Here is a 24,459-nt window from a genome sequence, read left to right as displayed (position 1 = left end):
AACAGAACGCTGAAGCGCGCAAGCGACTTGTCAGCGCTTCGCTTCCTGCTGTAACCAGTCGCAAAAATGCCTGATCAGCGGCACTTGCGCCTGATGGCGCGCCACGATCCACCAATAACTTCGGGCGCGGATCACCGGCTCCGCAATCGGCGTCACCAGGCGGCCGCTAGCCAGCTCGTCGGTAATCAGCGGCAGCGGTCCGAGCGCCACGCCAAGGCCGTCGACGGCCGCTTGCAACGCCAGGTAGAAATGATCGAACGACTGGCGTTTCTTGCATGAAGCCGGCGCGACATCGGCGGACAGCAGCCACTTCGACCAGGCATCCGGGCGCGTATCGGAGTGCAACAGCGTATGTTGCGCCAGATCGCTAGCTTGCCTGATCGGCGAACGTGCTATCAGTGCCGGGCTGCACACCGGCAGTTCGCTCTCTTCCAGGAACTCACCACTCTCGCAGTTCGGCCAATGGCCGGGACCGCGCCGGATCGCCACGTCGAACTCGCCAAGTTCGCCCAGCGGCTTGTCTGAAGTAGAGGTCGACAATTTCAGTTCCACCCCTGGATACAGGCGTTGGAACCCGCTCAAGCGCGGCAGCAGCCAGCGCATCGCAAAGGTCGTCAAAGCGTTGATGTGCAGGACCCTCACAGTGCCGGACTCTCGCAATTGCTTGGTAGCCACTGCGATGTTGTCAAAAGCCGCTTGCACCGTGAGCAGGTAGCGGCGACCGTCGTCAGTCAACTGCACGCGTTTGCCGATACGATGGAACACCGGCATGCCAAGCCAGGCTTCCAGGACCGCGATCTGGCGGCTGACCGCGCCATGCGTGACATGCAACTCCTCGGCGGCAGCGGAGAAATTTTCAAAGCGGGCGGCGACTTCGAATGCACGCAGCGCTTGTAATGGGGGAAGTTGACGAGACATGCTTGTGATTATAAATCACAACGACGAGGCAAAAAAGTCGATTTGTCGACAGACCGAATTTCGGTAACATGCGCCTATTGGATCAGCATTCAGCTTCGGCCAGCGCACCACACCGGATACATGCACAGCTGAAGCCGACAGTCCCTCCCCAAATCAACCTTGTGACAAAAACTAGGAGTTAGCATGGACACCACCAAAGACATATGGGATGCAAAACAATACATGCATTTTGGCAACGAGCGCCTGCGCCCTGCGCTTGACCTGCTGGCCTACGTCCCGGACCAGGATCCCAAGCACGTGGTCGACATCGGCTGCGGTACCGGCAACGTCACCGCCTTGCTGAAGGCGCGCTGGTCACATGCCGATGTACTCGGCATCGACAGTTCGCAAAACATGCTGGACAAGGCCGCCGCAACCGCCCCGGAATGCCGCTTCCAGCGCGCCGATCTTGGTGAATGGAAAGCGCAGCAACAAGTCGACGTACTCTATACCAACGCCGCCTTGCAATGGCTGCCGGACCATGCCAGCCTGTTCCCGCACCTGCTGTCGTCGATACGGCCGGGCGGCTGGCTGGCCGCACAAATGCCGGCCATGCACAACGAACCGTTGCGGCAGATGCAGGTGGAACTGGCCGATTCACCAGCCTTCGCACCGTATCTGAAAGACCTGCGCCGGCAACCGCCGATCCTCAATGCCGACCAGTATTACGATTTGCTGCGTGCACGCGCCACATCGCTGGATATCTGGGAAACTACTTACCTGCACACCTTGAAAGGCGACGATGCTGTTACCGAGTGGGCTGCCGGCACCAGCCTGCGTCCCTACCTGGAAGCATTGCCGGCCGGGCCGCGCGAAGCCTTTCGCGATGCTTATTCGGCAGCCATGCGCCAGGCCTATCCACAACGCGAGAACGGCGTTACGCTGCTGCCGTTCAAGCGGCTGTTCATCATCGCCAATGTGTAACCGTCAATGTGTGACCGTCAATATTTAACCGCTTGAGAAGTATGAGAAATCGCAGATGACTACAGAAACCGTCGCCACCGGTGAAGACCTGGCTTTAACAACACCCTCCACGCGTGAGCTGTTCACCGGGTTCCTGGCGCTCGGCCTGATCGGTTTCGGCGGCGTCCTGCCGCTGGCGCGCCGCATGATCGTCGAGCAACGACGCTGGCTGGATGGTACGCAGTTCACCGAGTTGCTCGGCTTGTGCCAATTTCTACCGGGCGGCAACATCATCAACCTGTCGGTAGCGATCGGCTTGCATTTTCGCGGCATCCCTGGCGCCATCGCCTCGCTGCTGGGCCTGATTGCCGCTCCGTCAGCCATCGTCATCGCCTTGGGCGTGCTCTACCAGCATTTCCAGCATGACGCCGCGCTCAACCACATGTTCGCCGGCCTGGCTGCCGCCGCTTCCGGGCTGTTGATATCGATGGCATTGAAGATGCTGGTGCCGTTGCTGAAAAAACCGGTGCCGCTGATTATTGCGGCCTTGTTCTTTATCGCCATTACCTTGCTGCGCCTGCCGCTGCTGCCGACCATGCTGGTGCTGGCGCCGCTTGGCGTGCTGATTACCTGGAAGCTGCCATCATGAACGACACACTCGTATCCCTGGCGACCATCTTCAGCCAGCTGTCTCTGCTGGCGTTTGGCGGCGGCAACACCATCCTGCCGGAAATGCAACGCCAGGTAGTCGACATCCATCACTGGATGACAGCCCAAGACTTCAGCGCCATGTTTGCCTTGGCGCAGGCTGCGCCGGGGCCGAACATGATGATCGTGACGCTGGTCGGCTGGCATGTCGCCGGCTGGCCTGGCGTACTGGTCACCACACTGGCGAAGTTTGGCCCGTCCTCGCTTCTCACGGGCGTGGTGTTGCATCTCTGGCTGCGCTTCAAGGACAAGCCATGGCGCGCCACGATCCAGGCCGGGCTGGTGCCGATGACGGTCGGCCTGGTGGCGGCCAGCGCGGCGCTGATTACCGAAGCGTCAGCACAAACCTGGGGCCTGGCAGCGATTGCCGCCGGCTGTGCATTGGTGACGTTCAAGAGCAAGATACATCCACTGTGGGTGCTGGCAGCTGGCGCGCTACTGGGTTTGAGCGGGATTGGGCAGTTTTAGTCCGTCAAGTTGCAACCCAAGGTATAGTCATGACTGATGGCCGCTGCCTTCCGGCTGGCGGCCAATTTTCGTCATTCGCCCATTTTTTCATCCATGCACATCTCCGGCATCCACCACGTCGCCATCATCGCCTCGGACTATCAGCGTTCGAAGCATTTCTATACCGAACTGCTGGGACTGACGATCGTCGCTGAAACGTACCGGCACCAGCGCGACTCTTATAAACTGGACTTGCGCACCCCGGACGGCGTCCAGATAGAATTGTTTTCCTTCCCGTCGCCACCACCGCGCGTCAGCCGGCCGGAAGCCTGCGGCTTGCGCCACCTGGCGTTCCGCGTGCCGAGCGTGGCCGATGCGGCGCAGGAATTGCGCGACAAGGGCATCGAAGTGGAAGCGATCCGGATCGATGAATTCACCGGCAGCCCGTTTACATTCTTCAGCGACCCGGATGGGCTGCCGCTGGAACTGTACGAGCAATAACCGCACAAATGGCAGATGTAAACGGAATATGAATGCACGATCGGACAACAACCAGCCATAATATGCGGCGAAATGCGACGGAATCCTGGCTCTAAGCCGGTCCGCCTGTTAGACTTCCCTCCCTTTTTAGCTGGCCACCAACATCATCGTGAAAACCACCTCCTTCTCTTCCCTGCCCCTGGCGCCAGCGCTGCTCAGCAACCTCGACAGCCTGGGTTATCACGAGATGACCACCATCCAGCAGCAAAGCCTGCCGGTGATCCTGGAGCGCCATGACCTGATCGCCCAGGCCAAGACCGGCAGCGGCAAGACCGCGGCATTCGGCATCGGCATCCTGCACAAGCTCAATCCCACCTATTTTGCGATCCAGGCGCTGGTGCTGTGCCCGACGCGCGAACTGGCCGACCAGGTCGCCAAGGAATTGCGCCGGTTGGCGCGCTTCGCCGACAACGTCAAGATCCTGACCTTGTGCGGCGGCACGCCGATGGGACCGCAGATCGGCTCGTTGGAGCATGGCGCGCATATCGTGGTCGGCACCCCGGGCCGCATCCGCGACCATATCGGCCGCGGCAGCATTAACCTGAGCACAGTGCAGACGCTGGTGCTGGACGAGGCCGACCGCATGGTCGACATGGGCTTCTACGAAGAAATCTCCGGCATCGTCAGCGCCTGCCCGGCGCGCCGCCAGACCTTGCTGTTTTCCGCCACCTACCCGGATGACATCCGCAAGGCCAGCGCAGAATTCCTGCGCCACCCGGTTGAAGTCAAGGTTGAGGCGCAGCACGATGGCGGCCGCATCGAACAGCGCTTCTATGAAGTCTCGTACGAAGGCCGCAACGCAGCTGTGGCGCAACTGCTGAACCACTACAAACCGGTATCGACCATCGCTTTCTGCAACACCAAGATCCATTGCCGCGAACTGGCTGCCGAGCTCAGTGAACAGGGTTTCAGCGCGCTGGCGCTGTATGGCGAACTGGAACAGCGCGAACGCGACGAGATCCTGGTGCGCTTCGCCAACCAGAGCTGTTCGGTGCTGGTTGCCACCGATGTCGCCGCGCGTGGCCTGGACATTCAGACCTTGGGCGCCGTCATCAACGTCGATGTCTCCAAGGACACCGAAGTCCACATCCACCGCATCGGCCGTACCGGACGCGGCCAGGACCGAGGGCTGGCGCTGAGCCTGTGCGCGCCCAACGAAAAGAAATGGGTCAAGCTGATCGAAGAGTATCAGCAGGGTCCAGTCGCCTGGTTCGACCTCGATACCCTGGAACCGGCTGACGGCGAACCGTTGACGGCGCCGATGCTAACGCTGTGCATCATGGGCGGCAAGAAGGACAAGCTGCGCCCCGGCGACCTGCTGGGAGCATTGACCGGCGATGTCGGCCTGACCAAGGAACAGGTCGGCAAGATCAGCGTATTTGAATTCGTCACCTACGTGGCGCTGGATCGGCGCATAGCCAAACACGCCTACAGCCGCTTAAGTACCGGTAACATCAAGGGCAAGAACTTCAAGATGCGCTTCATCTGAAGCCGGTTCGCCTGCATGGCCTGAGCCGCATCAGCGGCGCTCGGCTATGTGGCGATGAGCGCCTCGCTGCTGCCATGCATTTCCGGCACGGAAAAAATACAAAATCGTCCACAAATATTTTTGAATGTGCACTCCGCGAATATTTACAATTTGTCAATTGTAAAATTACTAAAATGTGTTAAATTTCTGAATGGAAACTTTTTTGTGGCGCCAAAGCCCGGAGACTGGTGTCGCAACTGAAGCCAAAAGAAGCATAAGCGAAAGTGGTTGAAGCAGCCAAAATGCTAGCAGATGCGATGCGCCTGGACTTGATTCGCGTCGGGGCGCATAAGAAAAGAATTTCCTTCCATGAAAAGACATATATTTTTACGGGAGTGTAGTTATGGTTGAATGGCAAGAACAGCAAATTCAGTCCATCCTGGGCGCGCCATCCGTGCCGGCCCTGTTCACCACCCTGTCAGGCTTGGCCAAGCAGCTTGGTTTCGATTACTGCGCCTACGGCATGCGCCTGCCGTGGCCGGTAGCCCAGCCCAAGGTGATCATGCTCAACAATTACCCATCGAGTTGGCAGCAGCGGTATACACAGCAAGAGTACGTCAAGGTGGACCCCACCGTATCGCATGGCAAGCGCTCGACCTTGCCGCTGGTATGGTCCGACAAGAGCTTCGCCTCCTGCCCGTCTTTTTGGGAAGATGCGCGCTCCCATGGCCTGCATGCCGGCTGGGCGCAATCCTGCCACGATGCCAAGGGCATTGGCGGATTGCTGAATCTGTCGCGCTCGGATGAGTCTGTTTCCAGCAAGGAGTTGCGCGGAATTGCGCTGAAGCTATCGTGGTTGGTTGACGTCGCGCACGAGGGATTGTCACAGCTATTGCTTGAAAAATACCTGCCGGAAGCCGTCACGCAATTGACCGCGCGGGAAATCGAAGTCCTGCGCTGGACCGCGGATGGCAAGACCTCTGGAGAAATCAGCAGGATCATGGGCATCTCCGATCGCACTGTGAACTTTCACATCTCCAACACGCTGAAAAAGCTAAACGCAACAAATAAAACCGCAGCGACCATCAAGGCAGCGATGCTCGGCATTTTGTAGCACTGCGCCATGCTCAAGATTTTCGATCAATGTCGGCGACATGCCGACACGCTTTGGCGCGCCGCTAATTTTCAACAAACACTATTCCGATCAAGCATATCGTTTTCGGCAACGGCTGGCGCGACCGCCGACGCCATCGTAGCTGTTAACCTTGACAGTTACGCGCACCCAGCATGCACACCAAAATCAGCCGACATTGAAACTTGACAAGGTGTGAAAAATGAAAGTGATTTCCGGTGCGGCAACAGAATTATCCAATGAACTTTTCTCCAAAATATCCAGCTATCGCCACAAGGTTTTCGTTGAAACCCTGCAATGGAAACTGGATACCAAAGACGGCGCCGAACTGGACCAGTTCGACCGCGACGATACCGTGTATGTGGTCGCCCAGGACGGTTGCGGCCAGGTAAACGGCTGCGCCCGGCTGCTGCCCACAGATCAGCCCTATCTGCTGGGCGAAGTGTTTCCGCAACTGCTAGAGGATTCGGCGCCGCCCAGCACACCCGACGTGTGGGAGCTGTCGCGCTTTGCGGCGATGGATTTCAACAAACCGAGCAATACCGCGCTTGGTCAATTTTCCTCGCCGATTGCAGTCAAGCTGCTGCAGGCGTCAATTGCCTGCGCTGCAGCACACGGCGCCAAGCGACTCATCACGGTCTCGCCCATCGGCGTCGAACGGCTACTCCGTAGGGCGGGCTTCCGGGCAAGGCGCTCCGGACCACCGATGGTAATTGGAGGACATCCAATCTTCGCCTGCTGGATCGAGGTGTAGCCCCTCTGTTTTCGATCTCAAGAAGCATATGTGGCCGAGTCGATCTGTTCCCAGCGTTTGAAATGAAGCTTCCTGTGGTTTGCCTCCATCTCTTTCCTCCCTGTTTCGACCCGGTCATTCAATCTCGTCGGCGTTTGCATTCGAACGATGTATCTCGTGCCGAGGTGCACAATGCGTGACATTCAATGCCTGGTAACGCCCACCAGAAGCCGCCGCCCCGCGATTGACACTAGACTAAGCGATCCCTTATTGTAATCGTCGGTTATTTGCAAAAGACGATATTGGCGCTACGTATTGGCGCCACAAGGGAGAACGCAGTAATGAGCATATTAGGCAAGGGAGATCTATTGCGGACCCGCGACGGGCACGAAGCCAAAGTACTTTCCATCGAACTTTTCTTCGACCTGGTGTATGTTTTCGCGGTCACCCAACTGTCGCACCATTTGCTGGAAAATCTCAGTCCGCTAGGCGCGCTGCAAACCCTGGTCCTGTGGTTTGCCGTGTGGCTGGTGTGGCAATACACCTGCTGGGTCACCAACTGGTTCGATCCCGATGCAATGCCGATCCGCATATTGCTGTTGGCGATCATGCTGGTCAGCCTGGTGATGTCGGCGGTGCTGCCGGATGCGTTTGGCGAACGCGGCATGATCTTTGCCGTGTGCTACGCCACCATACAGATCGGCCGCACCTTGTTCGTGGTGCTGCACCTTGGGCGCCATCACCCGTTGAGCGCCAATTTCCAACGCATGCTGGGCTGGCTGTGCATCTCCGGCGCATTGTGGATTGCCGGCGGCCCGTCCGACGGCAGTTACCGTTTCCTGTTCTGGGCGCTGGCTGTGGTTTGCGAATATGTGTCGCCGATGTTCGGCCTGTGGCTGCCCGGCATGGGACGCTCGCAAACCCGGGACTGGACCATTGAAGGCGGTCACATGGCTGAGCGCTGTCAGTTGTTCGTGATCGTCGCATTGGGTGAATCGATCCTGGTGACCGGCGCCAGCATCAGCCACATGGCAAGCTGGGATGCGCCCACCTTGATCGCCTTCCTGGTGGCCTTCCTCGGTAGCCTGGCGATGTGGTGGATCTATTTCGACACCAGCAGCCAGGCCGGCACCGAGGCTATCGTGCATTCTGAGGATCCAGGCCGGATTGGCGCCTACTTCCACTACACCCACGTGATTATCGTCGCCGGCGTGATCATCACCGCCGTCGGCAACGAACTGGCGATTGCCCATCCGCCCGGCCACATTGATACCAAGGCATTGGCAGTGCTGGTCGGCGGCCCGATGACCTACCTGTTCGGCAACGGTATCTACAAGACCGTGGTGTACCGCCGCTTCCCGTTTTCCCACATGATCGGCCTGGCATTGCTGGCAATCCTGATTCCGTTTGCCTATCGGACCGACCTGCTGATGATATCCGGCCTGACCACGCTGGTGCTGTTGCTGGTAGCGATCCAGGAAAGCGTCTCACGCCGCCGTAATCGACCTAACGAAGAACACTAGGCCTCACTGGCAAGCGCCGGTTCGCTGGCGCGCAAACGGGCGGCATCGCGTGCCGGCGGGGCGCCGAACATGCGGTTGTATTCGCGGCTGAATTGCGACGGACTCTCGTAACCGACCAGATGGCCGGCAGTAGCGGCGTCGCCAATCTCGGCGAACAGCAGGCGGCGCGCCTCCTGCAGCCGCAACTGCTTCTGGTATTGCAACGGCGTCATCGCGGTGACTGCCTTGAAATGCTGGTGCAGCGAGGATGAACTCATGTTGGCTTCCCGCGCCAGGCTATCGATCCGCAACGGCAGCCGGTAATCGCGCTTGATCAGTTCGATGGCCTTGGCCACGTGCTGCGCCTGGCTATCGGACATGGCAATCTGCCGCAACATGCCGCCCTGCTCTTCCTGCAACAGACGATACAGGATTTCGCGCATCGCCAGCGGCGCCAGCACCGGGATATCCTGCGGCGCGGCCAGCAATTGCACCAGACGTAATACCGCATCCAGCAAGCTAGTCGTGGCTTTGCTGACAAACATGCCGCGCGTCGGCGCGCCATCCTTTTTTGGACGAGGTTCAGCACCCATGATCAGGTCACCGATCTCTTTCGGATCAAGATCGAGCCGCAGGCACAGATACGGCAGCTCAGGCGAGGCTTGCGTAACCTGTCCCGTGACGGGCAGGTCGACCGACACGACCAAATAATTCGTGGAATTGTAGACATATAGCTCGTCGGCCAGCATCGCCCGCTTCTGGCCTTGGGCGATGATGCACAAGGCCGGCATGTGCAAGGTGTGCGTCGGTGCCGAAGGCTGCGACACGCGCACCAGATTGAGCGGCGCGATCGCCGTCTGGTGCACCCCATCGGTGGCGGCGTATTGCGCAATCAGGCGTGCCAGTTCGATTTGCTGCAGCGACACCGCGCGCTCTGCCGAGATTGCTTCTGAATCAATCATTTTTGCCTCATTTCCTGCCATTTTCAGCGTTAGCCTGAGTCTACTATTTTTCGATTCGTCGCGGCGGCGCCCATCCAAAGATCTGGAGGATTGTGCAAGAAGTTGCGCGAATCCGGCTATCTGCGCCCGGTCAACGCGCCCTACAGTGCTGACATATCCGGCGCTTCCCGCCCGGAATCACAAGGAGAAAAACATGTTAGGAATTCACGATAAGGTTGTCGTCATCACCGGCGCCAGCAGCGGCATCGGCGAAGCCACTGCCCGCATATTGGCGTCACACGGCGCCCGGGTAGTGCTGGGTGCGCGCCGTACCGAACGCCTGGAAACCCTGGCAGCACTGATCCGCACGGCTGGCGGCGTGGCGGAATATCAAGCCCTGGACGTCACCAAGCGCAGCCAGCTTGAGGATATCGTGGCGCTCGCCAAAAGCCGCTTCGGGCGGGTCGATGTCATCGTCAACAATGCCGGCGTCATGCCGCTGTCGACGCTGGAGCAGCTGAAGGTGGACGAATGGGAGCGCATGGTGGATGTCAACATCAAGGGGGTACTGTACGGCATTGCCGCCGCGTTACCCGTCATGCAAGCTCAGGGTAGTGGCCAGATCATCAATGTCGCTTCGATCGGCGCCCATCGGGTTGTGCCCAGCGCGGCAGTCTATTGCGCCACCAAGTTTGCAGTACGGGCGATTTCAGATGGCTTGCGCCAGGAGGTTGACAATATCCGAGTCACCGTCATCTCGCCCGGCGTTACCGAATCGGAGCTGGCCGACAGCATCAGCGATCCCGACGCCAGACTGGGGATGCAAGCCTATCGCAAGATTGCGATTTCCGCCGAGGCTGTGGCGCGCACCATACTGTTCGCCATCGAACAGCCGGCTGACGTTGACCTCAGCGAGATCGTGGTGCGTCCGACCGCCAGTCCGCACTAAGAGGATAAACGCGGGCTGGCAATAACCAGCCCGCGTTTATGCGCTATGCGCGCCCCTCCCAAGGCACGTATTTGCGTTGCAGCCGACGCAGACCATACTCGAATGCCGAAGCAATCAGAGCGATCACCAGAATCCCCATGATCACCACATCGGTGACCAGGAACTGCGCCGCCGACTGGATCATGAAACCCAGGCCGCGCGTAGCCGCAATCAATTCCGCCGCCACCAGCGTCGACCAGCCGACGCCGAGGCCGATGCGAACGCCAGTCAGGATATCCGGCACCGCCGACGGCAGGATCACGAAACGGATCAATTGCCAACGCGAAGCCCCCAGCGTCTGCGCCGCCCGCAGACGATTCTGGTCGACCCGCCGCACCCCGTGCAGGGTAGCGATCGCCAGCGGAGCGAAAATCGCCAGGTAGATCAGCAGCACCTTGGACAACTCGCCAATGCCGAACCAGATCACGATCAGCGGCAGGTAAGCCAGCGGCGGTATCGGCCGATAGAACTCGATCAATGGATCAAACACCGCCCGCGCCTGATTGCTCAGGCCGATCAGGATGCCGATCGGAATCGCACTGGCGATTGCCAGCAATAAGGCCGCCAGCACCCGGGCGACGCTGGTTGCCGTGTGCTGCCACAAGGTGGCGTCAACAAACCCATCGAGCGCCACCGACTTGAATTTCTGCAGGACCGCCAACGGCGACGGCAAGAACAACGGCGGCACCAGCGCCAAGGCGCTGACCAGCCACCACAATCCCAGCAGGCCGAACACGGTTAGCAGCGTCACGCTGCGATCGGAAAGGCGCCGCACCGGTACGGCGCGGCGTTGTTGTTGCGATGAAGACAATTGCTCGCCACCGTCTTGCGGCAACTCCAGCGGCGCAAAGGTCACGGATAATTCGCTCATGCCAGTTCCTTCACTCTGTCTGCCGCAATACGGCTCGCGGGCGGATGCGGATGTGGATGTGGATGTGGATGTGGATGCGAATGTAACAGCTGCGCGAGGATTTCTTCGCGCAAGCCGACAAAATGCGGATCGGACTTGATGCTGCGAGCCGATTCCCCAGCCGCAAAGCGCTCGCCGAAATCGAGCTTGCGTACGCTGTCGACGCGCCCCGGCCTGGCGCGCAGCAAGACCAGGTCAGTCGCCAGGAACAAGGCTTCCTCAACGCTATGGGTAATCATGAAAATACCCTTGCCCGACGCTTTCCAGACCTGCAGCAGATGCTCCTGCATCTGCTCGCGCGTCAGCGCATCGAGTGCGCCGAGCGGCTCATCCAGCAACAGGAAGCGCGGATCGACCGCCAGCGCACGCGCCAGGCTGACCCGCTGCCGCATACCGCCCGACAATTCCCAAATGGCGGCGTCGGCATATGCCTGCAAACCGGTCAACGCTAGGTATTCGTCGGCCCGGGCATGCCGTTGCTGCAATGTTTGCCCGGCCAGGCGCAAGCCGAAGGCAACGTTGTCGCGCACCGTTTGCCATGGCAGCAAGGTATCGCCCTGGAATACCACACCACGTTCGGCGCCGGGCCCGCTGATCGGCTTGCCATCAATGCTGGCGCTGCCGGAACTGGGCTGCAGGAAGCCGGCAATCAGGTTCAGCAAGGTGGTCTTGCCGCAGCCCGACTCGCCGATCACCACGGTAAAGCGGCCATCGTGCAGATCCAGCGACAAGTCGCGCAAGACCTCGACCTCGCGGCCGGCTGTCGGATACACAACACCGACCGATTGCAAACGGATCATCTACAACTCCTTACTGGATCGCCGCCTTGGCGAAGGCTGGATTGACATAAGGCTGGTAGTCCGTCAGCACGCGTTCCACCTTCTTTTGCTCCTGCAGGAAACCGGAGGTCGCAGCCAAGGCCTTGACGGTGCCGTTACTCAGCAGTTGCGCCTGCTCCGGCAATGTCGGGAAACCGCTGCCGGCCAACAGTTCAGCAATGTCGCTCTGCTTGGCTGCGGTCAGGCGGGAAATCTTCTCGAATTGTGGCGAGCCGGCCTTCCAATCGCTGCCATGGGCGCGGTAATCCGCATAGGCTTTGCCGGTGACCTTGACAAAGGCTGTCACGAAATCCGGATTCTTTTGCGCAAAATCCTTGCGTACGATCCAGGCATCGAAAGTCGGCGCGCCCCACTTCGCCACTTCTGCCGAATTGGTCAGGACCTTGCCGGATTCCTTGACCTTGCCCAGTGCCGGGTCCCAAACGTAGGCGGCATCGATATCGCCGCGCTGCCAGGCAGCAATAATTTCCGGCGGACGCAGGTTCAATATCTGTACTTTGGCAGGATCGATGCCCCAATGCTTGAGCGCGGCCAGCAGGCTGTAATGCGTGGTCGAGACGAATGGCACGGCGATCTTTTTGCCGACCAGGTCCTGTGCCGTCTTGATGCCGCTGCCATTCCGCACCACCAATGCTTCAGCCTGGCCGATCTGCGCCGCAATCAGGATGGTTTCAATCGGTAGCTCACGAGTTGCGGCAGCCGCCAGCGGACTGCTGCCGACATAACCGATCTGGATGTCGCCCGAGGCCACGGCGGTAATCACGTCGGCGCCGCTATCGAATTTCTTCCAGTTGATCTTCCAGCCACTGGCCTTTTCATAATCACCGTCGGCCTGGGCGACCTTGGCCGGCTCCACGACCGTCTGATAGGCAATATTGACTTCTTTATCCGCGGCCGAAGCCTGTCCCGACAACAGCGCCAGCAGCAAAACCGCCGCCACGGCCGGCAGCCGTTTGAAAATATTGGCAATCATGAAATCCCCTTTGAGTTGGTTGATTAGTTGGATAATCGAATTATTCGAATGAAAAATGGTGCTGTAGCCGGTTCCTAACTTAATCGATTCTCCCAACTTCCAAAACGAAGGTTTTCGGCAATGCTTATGTGGTTTTCGCGCAGAAATCAGATTCTTAAAAAAGATATTAAAGTATCTTTTTTACAAATAAAGATATTTAACTATCCTTTCAAGAAAAAGATACTATACTATCTATAATCAACAAAAAGATAGTTTACTGACCATCTATGAAAACCCTGTCAGAGCTTTCCACCACCCTCCGCGAGGCCAAGGATCAGTTGGCGCTGCCGATCATTGAGATGAGCCGCAACACCGGCCTCACCGCGGTAACGATACGCGGCCTGCTGGCCGGCAAGAAAGATCCGCGCCTGAGCACACTGATGACGCTGGCCGATCAGCTGGGGTTGGAGGTGATGCTGGTGCCAAAAGCGCTGGCTGCCTCGATTACCGCCAAACCCGCCGCCCCGGCTGAAGTGCAAAGCCTGGTGTCCGCCGCCTTGGCGCGACAAGGAAAACAGCCATGAACCTGAGCGCACTGGACATCTTTCTTGGCGAGCGCAAGGTCGGCATACTGTTTCAATACGGCGACATGGTGCGTTTCCAGGTCGACGCCGACTATGCCCAGGATCCGCTGCGGCCAACGCTGTCGCTATCGATGCGCGCCGCCAGTCCTGAACAGGATGCCGCGCTGCTGCTCAACCCGCTGGCAGCCATGTTCAACTCACCGGGCCAGCAACGGTTGCCGCCTTTCTTTCAAAACCTGCTGCCCGAAGGCGTGCTGCGCAAGCAGATTGCGCTGGAGCGCCAGTGTGCCGAAGACAATCACTTCGAACTGCTGGCCGCCTGCGGGCGCGACCTCCCGGGCGCCGTCAAGGCAGTGCCGACCAAGCTGACACGCGCCATGATGACGCGCCTGGTAACGCAGGATCACGAAGCGATCGAGGAAAGTGTCATCGCCGCGCCGCTGGTCGATGGCGTATCGATTTCCGGTATGCAGCCGAAGCTGGCCCTGATCCAGGAAGGCGGCCGCTACGTCAGCCGTACTCGCCACCGCGATGCCCACATCATCGGCAAATTGCCGACCGCCCAGTTCGACCACCTGCCCGAGGTTGAATATTTATCGCTGCAACTGGCGCAAGCTGCCGGCGTCACGGTCTGCCAAGCCAGCCTGCAGCCGCTGGAAGCGATCCTGGCCGAGCACAGCTACGCACCGGGCGGCAGCCAGCAATTCCTGGCGGTGCAGCGCTTCGACCGCGATCAACCGGGCCGTCTGCATGTCGAAGATTTCTGCCAGATACTCGGCGTCGATCCAGACAAGAAATACACCGGCGCCAGCTATGCCGACATGGCCCTGGTGATGCAGTCGGTGGACGGCCTGGGCGAAGCCGCCTGCCATGAGCTGTTGCGTCGGATCACGGTCAATGAACTGATCGGCAACTACGACGGCCACTTGAAGAATTTCGGCATCCGCTACCTGGCGGACGGCGCCATCGAACTGTCGCCGGCCTATGACGTCGTGGCCTACGGCGTCTACCTGAACGGTAGCGGCCACGCGCTCAAATTCGCCGATGGCCAGCCCAAACGAACATTCCTGTCGCCGCTGACCTTGCGCGCCTTCGCCAACCGCAGCGGCATGCTGGAACCGCCACTGCGCCACGTGATATCCGAGGTCTGCAAGAAAGCCTTGAAAACCTGGCCCGACATGATTGCCGCCAGCCAGCTGCTGCCGCATCAAAAAACCCGGTTGCATGACTATTTCATGAGCCGAGAAATCATTTCGGGTTTGCGTGCACGCCAGGAAAGGCAGGCCGCAAAAGCCGCCACCGCGACAACCCAGGCAAGCGGCGACGACATTGCACCCGATTGACCCTCCCAATTTTTCAACTCGCCAGCAACAAATTGGCGGAATCCGCTAATATCAAACCCTTTTTCCGAACAAGGATTTTGCACATGTCAGTAACAGTAGCCCAACTAGGAATTCTCAAACCGCTGCCACCGCTTGGACGCTCGCTCACATTTCGCCTGAACGGCCAGGACCCGCGGCCGGCACTGGCCCGCCTGCGCGACAGCTTCGCGGCCGATTGGGGCATCGTCGGCCTGGGCGCACCATTGATCGAGGCACTGGACCAGCATGTAGCCGGCCTGCGTCCGTTTCCGGCGCTTGAAGGCCGTGGCTGCCAGGCGCCGTCGACCCAGCAAGCCATGTGGATCCTGTTGCGCGGCGACGACCGCAGCACGCTGTTCGAACGCACCGCACAACTGGTCGATCTGCTGAGCGAAGCCTTGGTTCTGGACGATGCGCTGGATACGTTCCGCTACCGCGACAACCGCGACCTGACCGGCTACGAAGACGGCACTGAAAACCCCAAAGATGACGACGCGGCAGCCGCTGCGCTGGTCGCCGAAGGCGAAGGACGACAAGGCTCCAGCTTCGTCGCGGTACAGCGTTGGGTACACGATCTGCAACGCTTCCGTGGCTTTCCGGCTGAGCAGCGCGATGCCACCATCGGCCGCCGCCACAGCGACAACGAGGAAATCGAGGATGCGCCGGAATCGGCGCACGTCAAGCGTTCGGCACAGGAAAGCTTCACGCCCGAAGCCTTCATGGTGCGGCATTCGATGCCATGGGATAACGGCAAGCAGCAAGGCACCGAATTCATTGCCTTCGGCGAAAGCAGCGACCGCTTCGAGCACGTCCTGCGGCGCATGCTGGGGCTGGAAGACGATATCGTCGACGCCCTGTTCAGCTTCTCGCAACCGATCAGCGGCAGCTACTATTGGTGTCCGCCGCGTCAGGGCGAGCGTCTGGATCTGCGCGCCATCGACCTCTAAAAAAGTACCGTTGAGCGGCCCCGGCATGCGTCGGGCCCGCCCGCACCATCCCCTCGATCGGGCCCTCGCATGAACACACTCCATCTGTCACTTCCTGCTGCGCGCGCATTGCAATTGGCGGCGCAAGGCTTGCTCAATCCGCCGCGCAAGAAAGCAGTCAAGCAAGACGTGCTGGATGTCATCCGCCAAATGGGCGTGCTGCAGATCGACACCATCCACGTGGTGGCGCGCAGTCCCTACCTGGTGCTATGGAGCCGGCTCGGCAGCTATCCGCAGGCATGGCTGGACGAATTGCTGGCGGAGCGCCATCTGTTCGAATACTGGGCGCATGAAGCCAGCTTCCTGCCGATCGAAGATTACGGCCTGTACCGGCATCGGATGATCGATCCCGGCTCGATGGGTTGGAAATATTCTGAAAAGTGGATGAGCGAGCACGGCGCCACCATTGAAAAACTGCTGGCCCACATTCGGGACCACGGCCCGGTTCGCTCAGCCGATTTCAAACGCACCGACGGCAAGGGCGGCGGTTGGTGGGAGTGGAAACCGGAAAAGCGCTCGCTGGAGGTGCTGTTCACCGCCGGCCGGCTGATGATCGCGCGCCGTCACAATTTCCACCGTATCTACGACCTGGCCGAGCGCATCCTGCCGGACTGGGACGATACCCGCATGCCGTCCCACGCCGAAACCCATCGCACCTTGCTGCTGAAGGCGGTGCAGGCGCTTGGCGTGGCCAAGGCCAGTTGGATCGGCGATTACTTCCGCACCGCCAAAAGCCGCCCCACTCCCGACCCCGAATCGCTGGTGGGCGACGGCAGCCTGATCAAGGCTACGGTAGAGGGCTGGGACCAGCCGGTGTATATCCATCCGGCTCATCGCGAACTGGCTCTCGCAGCCGCCGACGGCCGCCTGAAGCCGAGCATGACCAGCCTGTTGTCGCCATTCGATCCGGTGGTCTGGGATCGTAAACGTGCATTGGAATTATTCGATTTCGATTACCGGCTGGAGTGCTACACGCCCGAGGCCAAACGCAACTACGGGTACTTCACACTGCCGATACTGCATCGCGGCGTCCTGGCCGGGCGGCTGGATGCGAAGGCCCATCGCAGCGACGGCGTGTTCGAAGTCAAGGCGCTGTATCTGGAAGCCGGCACCCGCCAGACGCAAAGGCTGGCGACAGACCTGGCCGCCACGCTGCAACGCTTTGCCGACTGGCACGGCACACCGCGCGTGGTAGTGGAAAAATGCGATCCACGCGCGTTTCGCCCGATGTTGAAAGCGGCCCTGGCCTGAAGACCTTGGGCTTAGCGCGTCAGGTTTTCAGGAAAGGCTTCAGTCTCTTTAGCGCTTCCGTGGTGTCGAGCAGCCTGTTGCCGACCGCGCCGCCAAACGGTTGCGGCCTGCCAATGCCATAACCCTGGGCGAAATCGACGCCGATCTCGGTCAAGGTGGCGATCGTGCGTTCATTGACGGCAAATTCGGCGATAGTTTGCTTGCCCATCAGATGGCCGATCTTGTTGATCGCCTCGACCATCGCGTAATCGGTCGGGCTGTTCAGCATGTCCTTGACGAACCCGCCGTCGATCTTGATGAAATCCACCGGCAGGTTTTTCAGGTAGGCAAAGGACGACATGCCGGCGCCGAAATCGTCGAGCGCGAAACGATAGCCGATACTTCTCAGTTCCTGAATGAACTGCGCGGCCTTGGCAAAATTGGCGATGGCGCTGGTTTCGGTGATTTCGAAGCAAATGATTTGCGGCGGAATGCCGAATTTGGCGTGCTGCTCGCGCACGAAAGCCAGGAAGTCGCTATCGCCGATGGTGGCGCCAGATAAATTGATCGCACAAGTCTGGATTTCCCGGCAAAGTCCTTGTTGCAGCATTTTCGCCAACGTGGCAAACACGGTCGACACCACCCAGCGGTCGACCGCCGGCATCAGGTTGTAACGCTCCGCTGCCGGGATGAACACCATCGGCAGCACCAGGTTATCGTCCTTGTCCAACATGCGCAGCAGTATTTCAAAGTGCGCGCCAGGACTCTGCAACTGCCCCAGGGCGACGATCTCCTGTGAGTACAGGCAGAATTTTTCATTGGCCAGTGCCTCGTTGATACGCGTGATCCATTCCATTTCACCGTGCCGTATCGACAACTCGCTGTCATCAAGCCGATATTCGTGCACCCGGTTGCGGCCCTTTTCCTTGGCCAGGTAACAGGCGGCATCCACCGCGCTCATGATTTGCCCCAACGTATGCATGTCGCCCGCCAGGTTGATCAGTCCAATACTGACGCCAATCGAAAACGGCTTGTTGTTCCAGATAAACTGGAAATCGGCGACGGTCTGGCGCAATCCTTCGGCGATCCGCAGCGAGTGCTCAACCGGACAATTTTCCAGCAGCACGCCGAACTCATCGCCACCCAGCCGGGCCATCGTGTCGGTGTCGCGCAGGCGCTGCTTCAACAGCACGCTGACCTGGCGGATCAGTTCGTCGCCGGCAGCGTGGCCGCAGGTATCGTTGACCACCTTGAACTGATCGAGATCAAGATATAGCACCGCGTGCTGCCGTTGCTGGTCGCGCGAAGTAATCATGGCCACCGTCAGGCGCCGCTCGAACTCGCGGCGATTGATCAGTCCGGTCAGTTCGTCGTGGCTGGCCTGGTAGGACAGCTGCGCCGCATATTCGCGATCCTTGCTGACATCATGCAGCACCAGCACGGTACCGATGGTCTCGCCGCTCAGGTTACGGATCGGTTCGGCCGACAGGTTGACGGCGACCTCGCTGCCATCGCTGCAGACCAGCAGCAGGTTGGTTTCGCGGGCGATCGGATTGTTGATATCGAGAATCTGGTGGATCAGATCCGGAATCCGCTTGCCCGAGGTTTCACCAACCACATTCAGTATTTTCTCCAACGGCAAGCCGCGCGCCGATGCCAGCGTCCAGCGCGTCAGTATCTCGGCGGTTGGGTTCAGGTATTCAACCAGGCCATCGGTGCTCAACGTGATCACCGCTTCGCCTATCGACTCCAGCGTCACCTGCGCACGCTCCTTGGCCGCATATAACTGTTCTTCGGCTCGCTTGCGTGCAGTGATGTCGGTAAACGAGCCAGCCATGCGCACCGGCTGGCCGGCGGCGTTGCTGGTCGATTGTGCGCAGGAACGCACCCAGCGCAACTCGCCGGATTTGGTCACCACGCGAAATTCGATATCGCACGGTGAGTTGTCATGCAGATGAAAAGTCAGCTTGGCGCGCACCGCATCCAGGTCGGATGGATAGATACAGTTAAGGAACTGCAGCGGCGTCGGCTCACCATCGGCACTGGTGTAGCCGAGCAATTCCTTGAGACGCGGCGAGTAATAGATGTTATCGGCCTGGATGTCCCAATCCCACAAACCGTCGTTACTGCCCAGCATCGCCAACTGCAGGCGTTCCTCGCTGACCTTGAGCGCTTCTTCGAAATGATCGCTCTTGTTCAGGAAAAAACGCGAAATCCAGCTGCCAAAAATCAGCAGCGCGAGTGCAATGATCAGCGTCGTCAACAGCAGCAGCCGCTGCACACGGCGCGACGACTCTCCCAGGCTGGCCGAAAAATCCCGCTCCAGCGGCGTCAGCCGGTCATCGATTTCCTTGATTTTGGCGATGCTGCCAGCCATTGCCGCCGGATCAGGCTTGCCTGTTTCAATGGCAGCGTGCAAGCGACTGGCTTCCGCACTCAGCTCTTGCAGCAAGCCGTCACCGGTTTGCCAGATCGCCAGCGGCTCGCTCAGCAAACTGAAGTTCTTGAAATTGCGATACAGGCTGATGAGGCCGTCGATGTCATCGGGATGATTCTCGCCGGCGATGAACGCCTGGCGGGCAAGGTTCAGGTCGGGTTTAGGTTTATCCAGCTCAAACCTGGCGCGGCGGTCCCCCTCCGGCACCGCCATGGCCTTCTGGAACTTGTTGAAATCGGCCTCAGCATGGGAGATCGCATACTGGTTCAAATGGAATACCGCTTCCTTCTGCGCCTTCGACCACTGGCTCTCGCCGCCGACAAAGGCCCGCACCGAAGACAGGATATTCATGCTGAACGCCAGCAGCCAGACCAGCATGCATACCACGGCAAGGAAAGGCAGTATCACCTTTACCCAACGCCAACCGCTTGTCCCTACCATACCTGGGAATTTCTTGGATCGCTGCATCACAAAACCTCGCCGATAACAGTCAAACGGTCAGAAAGCTTTAGCGGAATTACAAGAAATGGCGACAAACAAAACATGCTTGAAATATAACCAGCCCCACCTATCATACGTCTAATAGTTTCTCGATAGCAAGCCATCATGGTAGTCGCGCTCCACACTCGGCATTGCGCTTGACGCACTGTGGCACAAGCAGCAAAGTAGCGGGCACATATATAAAGAAGCAACTCACGAAACAAGGCATAACAGCGATACAGGAAAGATACAAATGTTCATTCGCCACGCATATCTCCCGTGCTACTATTGCCGGTTTGCTATCTCTCACCTGCTTCCTACATGATCCAGACTTTGCCCGTCGATAGTGCAGCCGCAACGGCGTTTTCATCCAATCCGGACATCCTGCATGGCCCGGCACAGCCGGAATTGATACGCGATGAAGTACTGGCCGACCTGCTGGAAGCCACTGCTGCCCGCACCCCCGAACAGATCGCCCTGGTTTTTGGCGAACAACAGGTCACTTACCAGGAGCTCAACAAGCGCGCCGACCTGGTCGCTTCGCACCTGATCGAAGCCGGTGTCCGTCCTGGTCAGATTGTTGGCTTGTGGCTGCCGCGCGGCATCGACCTGCTCGTCATGCAGGCCGGCATTGCCAAGGCCGGCGCCGCCTGGCTGCCGCTGGATGCGGATACGCCGGTGGAACGCATCGCCGTTTGCCTGGAAGACGCCAACGCGCCCGGCATCGTCAGCTGCGACGCATTCAGCCCGCGCCTGGGCAAGCTCTCCTGCAACATTTGGACCGCCGAAAAACTGCTGGCGCCGTCCGCTGCGCCGCTGCAGCGCCGCCAGGGTGTACAACGCAGCCATCCGGCCTATGTGATCTACACCTCCGGCTCGACCGGCAAGCCGAAAGGCATCGAAATCAACCAAGGTGCAATCTGTCATTTCCTGCGCAGCGAGAATGCGGTACTTGGCATCACCGCCGGCGATCGCGTCTACCAGGGATTTTCGGTAGCGTTCGACATGTCGTTCGAGGAAATCTGGATCAGCTACCTGGTCGGCGCCACGCTCTGGATCGCCCCCAAGGAACTGGCCTCCGATCCGGAAGCCTTGCCGCAGGCACTGGCCGCCAACGGCGTGACCGTCCTGCATGCGGTGCCGACACTGCTGGCGCTGTTCAATCAGGATGTACCGAGTTTGCGCATCATCAACCTGGGCGGCGAAATGTGCCCGGAAGCGCTGGTCAGCCGCTGGGCGGGACCGAGCCGACAGATTTTCAACACCTACGGCCCGACCGAAGCCACGGTCTCGGCCAGCTTGGCCGAACTGCACGCCAACGAGCCGGTCACTATCGGCAGACCATTGCCCAATTACGGCCTGCTGGTCATCAATCCGTCGCTGGAAAACGGCCTGACCCTGCTGCCGCGGGGTGAAGTCGGCGAATTGTGCATTACCGGCCCCGGCGTTGCCGCCGGCTATCTGGGGCGGCCCGACCTGACCGCGGAGAAGTTCCTCGACAATCCCTGGTCCAGCACCGAACATGACCGCCGCCTGTACCGCACCGGCGACCTGGCGCGGATTGAAGCTGACGGCCGCGTGCAATGCCTGGGACGCACCGACGACCAGGTCAAGATCCGCGGTTTCCGGGTCGAGCTGGGCGAAATTGAAGAAGTGCTGGCGCGCCAGCCGGGTGTCGGCACCGTCGCGGTGGTGTTGCGCCAGGAAGACGGCATCGACCAGTTGATCGCCTTCATCGTGCCGGAAAGCGGCGCTGAAGTATCCCCAGCCAAACTGCGCACCGCGCTCGGCGAAAGTTTGCAACCCTATATGGTGCCAGGCTTCTTCGAGCCGATGAGCGAAATGCCACGCCTGACGTCCGGCAAGATCGACCGCAAGGCGCTCAAAGCGCGGCCGCTGGCAGTCGCTGCGGCAACCGACACGGCCGATTCGGACATTCCAGAAACTCCGGCCGAAATCGCATTGTTCGCCGCCTTGAACAAACTCTTTCCCGGCCAGCCGATCCATCGCAGCGCCGATTTCTTCAACGATCTCGGCGGCCACTCGCTGTTTGCCGCCAAACTGGCCTCGGCATTGCGCACCAATCCGGATTTCGCCCATGTGACAGTGCGCGACATCTACATGAACCGCACCGTCGGCAACATCGCCAAGGTGCTGGCGGAAACGCCGAGTGCCAGCATTGCGGTCGATACCAGCTGGAGCGCGCCATCGGATGTGAAGCGCTGGCTGTGCGGCGCTGCCCAGGCGGCCGCCGTGCCATGGCTGGTGGCGATGCGCATGATGCAGTGGTTGGCGCCGTTTTTCACTTATCACTTCTTCACCGGCGACCCCGGCGATTCGATCCCGTTGGCGATCCTGGTATCTGTCGGCGCTTTCCTGGTCGCCACTTTGCTTGAATTCGGCATTGCGATCGCCGCCAAATGGCTGATCGCCGGCCGCCTGAAACCCGGCCGCTATCCGCTGTGGGGCGTCGTCTACTACCGCTGGTGGCTGACCGACCGCCTGATCGAAGCGGCGCCGGCTTACCTGTTGAGCGGCTCTTCGCTCAACACCTGGTGGTTGAGAGCATTGGGCGCTCGCATCGGCTCCGAAGTCGTGATCGGCTCGATGACGCTGCGCGCCCATGATCTGCTGACCGTTGAAGACGGTTGCAGCATCGGCAATGCAGTCAACCTGGAAAACGCCCGGATCGAGCATGGTGAGCTGATACTCGGACCGATCACGCTGGAGCGCGAAAGCTGTATCGGCTCCTATGTGGTCATGGAAGGCAACACCCGCGTCGGCACCTACGGTCACCTGGAAGGCCAATCGGCCTTGAGCGATGGCCAGAGCGTCCCCGCGCACCGTATCTGGACCGGTTCGCCGGCGCGCGATGCCGGCGCCTTCGACCAGGCGTCGAAGCCCGCACGGCCGCCGGTTACGCGCCGCCGTCAACTGGGCGAATCGGCATTCTTCCTGTTCGGCGCCTTGCTGATCACGACCCTGTTCTTCATGCCGGTGTTCCCGAGCTTTATCCTGATCGACTGGCTGGACGATACCGATCGCTATCCATGGTTGCAAAGCAATCAGCTACCGTTCCAGCTGGCCAAATATTTTGTCCTGGCCTTCCCCGCCACTGCAGTGTTGATTATCTGCACCGCCCTGCTCTCGGCCGGTATCCGCTGGACCTTGCTGCCGCGCATGCGGGCCGGCAGTTGGCCGGTACGCAGCAATGTCTATTGCAGCAAGTGGCTGGTCAACCAGATTCAGGAATCCAGCCTGGCCATCCTGCACGGCGTTTATGCCACCGTCTACGCCCCGCTCTGGTACCGACTGCTGGGCGCCAAGATCGGCAAGCACGCCGAGATCTCGACCGCGCTGGGCGTGGTGCCGGACATGCTGACGCTCGGCGACGACACCTTCATCGCCGATGCGGTCCTGCTGGGCGACGAACAGATCGACGGCGGCTGGATGACCATGAAGCCGACCATCATCTCGCGCCGCAGCTTCGTCGGCAACGGCGCTTACGTGCCGGACGGCAGCATCCTGCCGGAAAACGTCCTGATTGGCGTCCATTCGCGCACCCCGGATAATCACCGCATGCAACCGGGCGATACCTGGCTCGGTTCGCCGCCGATCAACCTGCCGGCGCGTGAGGAAACCACAGGCTTCCCCGAACACCTGACATTCCGGCCATCACGCCGGCGCCGTCTCGGCCGTGCACTGGTGGAAGGCTTCCGCATCGTCTCGCCACATGCGATCGTGATTGCAGTCGGCTATACCGTGGTGCTGAACCTGATGCCATTGGCCGGTGCCGGCCAATGGGGCGAGGTGATTTCGCTGCTGACCACCGCCGGATTGATGTACGGCATCGGCAGCTTCATTTTCATCGCCGCCCTCAAATGGCTGCTGATCGGACGCTACAAGAAATGCAGCACGCCGATGTGGACACGCTTCGTCTGGCTCTCGGAAGGCGTGACCAACCTGTATGAAGGGATCGCGATCCCGAATTTCATGAATTACCTGCGCGGCACGCCATGGTTGCCGCTGGCGTTCAACCTGCTGGGTTGCCGCATCGGCCGCGGCGTCTACATGAACACCACCGACATCACCGAGTTCGATTGCGTGCACGTCGGCGATTACAGCGAACTCAACGCCCAGGCCTGTCCGCAGACCCACCTGTTCGAAGACCGCGTCATGAAGATCGACCACGTCAACATCGGCAGCCGGGTCTATATGGGGCCGCGCAGCTTCGTATTGTACGGCGCCTCAGTCGGCGACAACGCCAAGCTGGGCGCGTTGACGCTGGTCATGAAAGGCGAATCGATTCCACCAGGATCGAACTGGCGCGGCTGCCCCGCAGCGCCGGCGAAAATCTAAAA

Annotated in this window: 20 protein-coding genes; 14 read left to right on the top strand and 6 right to left on the bottom strand. The window is 59.8% G+C overall.

The window, feature by feature from the left end; all coding sequences use genetic code 11:
* Positions 1-30: 30 nt before the first annotated feature.
* A complete protein-coding gene (locus ACIPF8_RS02785; RefSeq protein ID WP_400416950.1) occupies positions 31-918 on the bottom strand; it encodes a transcriptional regulator GcvA in 888 nt (295 codons plus the stop codon).
* 183 nt (positions 919-1,101) lie between these two features.
* Here ACIPF8_RS02785 and ACIPF8_RS02780 point away from each other — a divergent pair, with 183 nt between their 5' ends.
* The 8 genes from ACIPF8_RS02780 (at position 1,102) to ACIPF8_RS02745 (ending at position 8,411) form a co-directional block, all read left to right on the top strand.
* A complete protein-coding gene (locus ACIPF8_RS02780) occupies positions 1,102-1,881 on the top strand; it encodes a methyltransferase domain-containing protein (RefSeq protein ID WP_400416949.1) in 780 nt (259 codons plus the stop codon).
* Positions 1,882-1,936: 55 nt separating this feature from the next.
* Entirely contained in the window at positions 1,937-2,509 is a 573-nt protein-coding gene (locus ACIPF8_RS02775) for a chromate transporter (protein WP_400416948.1), read from the top strand.
* On the top strand, positions 2,506-3,036 hold the full coding sequence (locus ACIPF8_RS02770; RefSeq protein ID WP_400416947.1) for a chromate transporter: 531 nt from the start codon (positions 2,506-2,508) through the stop codon (positions 3,034-3,036). Before ACIPF8_RS02775 ends, ACIPF8_RS02770 begins: the two co-directional genes overlap by 4 nt.
* A 93-nt stretch (positions 3,037-3,129) precedes the next feature.
* Positions 3,130-3,516: a VOC family protein gene (locus tag ACIPF8_RS02765; RefSeq protein ID WP_400417018.1), complete on the top strand. Its 387-nt coding sequence runs from the start codon at positions 3,130-3,132 to the stop codon at positions 3,514-3,516.
* A gap of 148 nt (positions 3,517-3,664) precedes the next feature.
* The gene (gene dbpA, locus ACIPF8_RS02760; RefSeq protein ID WP_400416946.1) at positions 3,665-5,044 is read left to right on the top strand and encodes an ATP-dependent RNA helicase DbpA; all 1,380 of its coding nucleotides are present in this window, start codon (positions 3,665-3,667) and stop codon (positions 5,042-5,044) included.
* Positions 5,045-5,426: 382 nt separating this feature from the next.
* Positions 5,427-6,137 carry an autoinducer binding domain-containing protein gene (locus ACIPF8_RS02755; RefSeq protein WP_400416945.1) on the top strand — a complete coding sequence of 237 codons (711 nt, stop codon included), beginning with the start codon at positions 5,427-5,429 and terminating at the stop codon, positions 6,135-6,137.
* A 220-nt stretch (positions 6,138-6,357) separates the two neighbouring features.
* Positions 6,358-6,909 (top strand): acyl-homoserine-lactone synthase, encoded by a 552-nt coding sequence (locus ACIPF8_RS02750; protein ID WP_400416944.1) that lies wholly within the window; start codon positions 6,358-6,360, stop codon positions 6,907-6,909.
* Between the two features lie 320 nt (positions 6,910-7,229).
* Complete coding sequence (locus ACIPF8_RS02745; protein WP_400416943.1) at positions 7,230-8,411, top strand: low temperature requirement protein A; 1,182 nt, start codon at positions 7,230-7,232, stop codon at positions 8,409-8,411.
* On the opposite strand, the gene ACIPF8_RS02740 is transcribed toward ACIPF8_RS02745, so the two are convergent.
* The gene (locus ACIPF8_RS02740; protein ID WP_400416942.1) at positions 8,408-9,352 is read right to left on the bottom strand and encodes an AraC family transcriptional regulator N-terminal domain-containing protein; all 945 of its coding nucleotides are present in this window, start codon (positions 9,350-9,352) and stop codon (positions 8,408-8,410) included. The genes ACIPF8_RS02745 and ACIPF8_RS02740 overlap by 4 nt on opposite strands.
* 193 nt (positions 9,353-9,545) lie before the next feature.
* Here ACIPF8_RS02740 and ACIPF8_RS02735 point away from each other — a divergent pair, with 193 nt between their 5' ends.
* A complete protein-coding gene (locus ACIPF8_RS02735; RefSeq protein ID WP_400416941.1) occupies positions 9,546-10,280 on the top strand; it encodes an SDR family oxidoreductase in 735 nt (244 codons plus the stop codon).
* Between the two features lie 43 nt (positions 10,281-10,323).
* Here ACIPF8_RS02735 and tauC read toward each other — a convergent pair whose 3' ends face one another.
* From tauC to tauA, 3 genes are read right to left on the bottom strand one after another with little or no spacing between them, the layout of a single operon-like run.
* Entirely contained in the window at positions 10,324-11,190 is an 867-nt protein-coding gene (gene tauC, locus ACIPF8_RS02730; protein WP_400416940.1) for a taurine ABC transporter permease TauC, read from the bottom strand.
* Positions 11,187-12,029 (bottom strand): taurine ABC transporter ATP-binding protein, encoded by an 843-nt coding sequence (locus ACIPF8_RS02725; protein ID WP_400416939.1) that lies wholly within the window; start codon positions 12,027-12,029, stop codon positions 11,187-11,189. Before ACIPF8_RS02725 ends, tauC begins: the two co-directional genes overlap by 4 nt.
* Before the next feature lie 10 nt (positions 12,030-12,039).
* A complete protein-coding gene (tauA, locus tag ACIPF8_RS02720; RefSeq protein WP_400416938.1) occupies positions 12,040-13,041 on the bottom strand; it encodes a taurine ABC transporter substrate-binding protein in 1,002 nt (333 codons plus the stop codon).
* Between the two features lie 266 nt (positions 13,042-13,307).
* Between tauA and ACIPF8_RS02715 the strand changes: the two genes are divergently transcribed.
* The 4 genes from ACIPF8_RS02715 to ACIPF8_RS02700 all read left to right on the top strand — a co-directional run bounded on the left by ACIPF8_RS02715 (position 13,308) and on the right by ACIPF8_RS02700 (position 17,202).
* Positions 13,308-13,604, top strand: coding sequence for a helix-turn-helix domain-containing protein (locus ACIPF8_RS02715; protein WP_400416937.1), 297 nt, complete (start codon positions 13,308-13,310; stop codon positions 13,602-13,604).
* Positions 13,601-14,947 (top strand): type II toxin-antitoxin system HipA family toxin, encoded by a 1,347-nt coding sequence (locus ACIPF8_RS02710; protein WP_400416936.1) that lies wholly within the window; start codon positions 13,601-13,603, stop codon positions 14,945-14,947. Before ACIPF8_RS02715 ends, ACIPF8_RS02710 begins: the two co-directional genes overlap by 4 nt.
* An 83-nt stretch (positions 14,948-15,030) precedes the next feature.
* Complete coding sequence (locus ACIPF8_RS02705) at positions 15,031-15,912, top strand: Dyp-type peroxidase (protein WP_400416935.1); 882 nt, start codon at positions 15,031-15,033, stop codon at positions 15,910-15,912.
* 69 nt (positions 15,913-15,981) lie between these two features.
* Entirely contained in the window at positions 15,982-17,202 is a 1,221-nt protein-coding gene (locus ACIPF8_RS02700) for a winged helix-turn-helix domain-containing protein (protein WP_400416934.1), read from the top strand.
* 19 nt (positions 17,203-17,221) lie between these two features.
* Here ACIPF8_RS02700 and ACIPF8_RS02695 read toward each other — a convergent pair whose 3' ends face one another.
* On the bottom strand, positions 17,222-20,059 hold the full coding sequence (locus tag ACIPF8_RS02695) for an EAL domain-containing protein (RefSeq protein ID WP_400416933.1): 2,838 nt from the start codon (positions 20,057-20,059) through the stop codon (positions 17,222-17,224).
* Between the two features lie 360 nt (positions 20,060-20,419).
* Here ACIPF8_RS02695 and ACIPF8_RS02690 point away from each other — a divergent pair, with 360 nt between their 5' ends.
* The gene (locus tag ACIPF8_RS02690; RefSeq protein WP_400416932.1) at positions 20,420-24,457 is read left to right on the top strand and encodes a Pls/PosA family non-ribosomal peptide synthetase; all 4,038 of its coding nucleotides are present in this window, start codon (positions 20,420-20,422) and stop codon (positions 24,455-24,457) included.
* Positions 24,458-24,459: the final 2 nt, after the last annotated feature.

Source organism: Collimonas sp. NPDC087041, from assembly GCF_044745265.1.
Lineage (GTDB): Bacteria > Pseudomonadota > Gammaproteobacteria > Burkholderiales > Burkholderiaceae_D > Collimonas.
The sequence above is the reverse complement of the archived record's forward strand: the minus strand, read 5'-3'. Positions and strand labels throughout refer to the sequence as shown.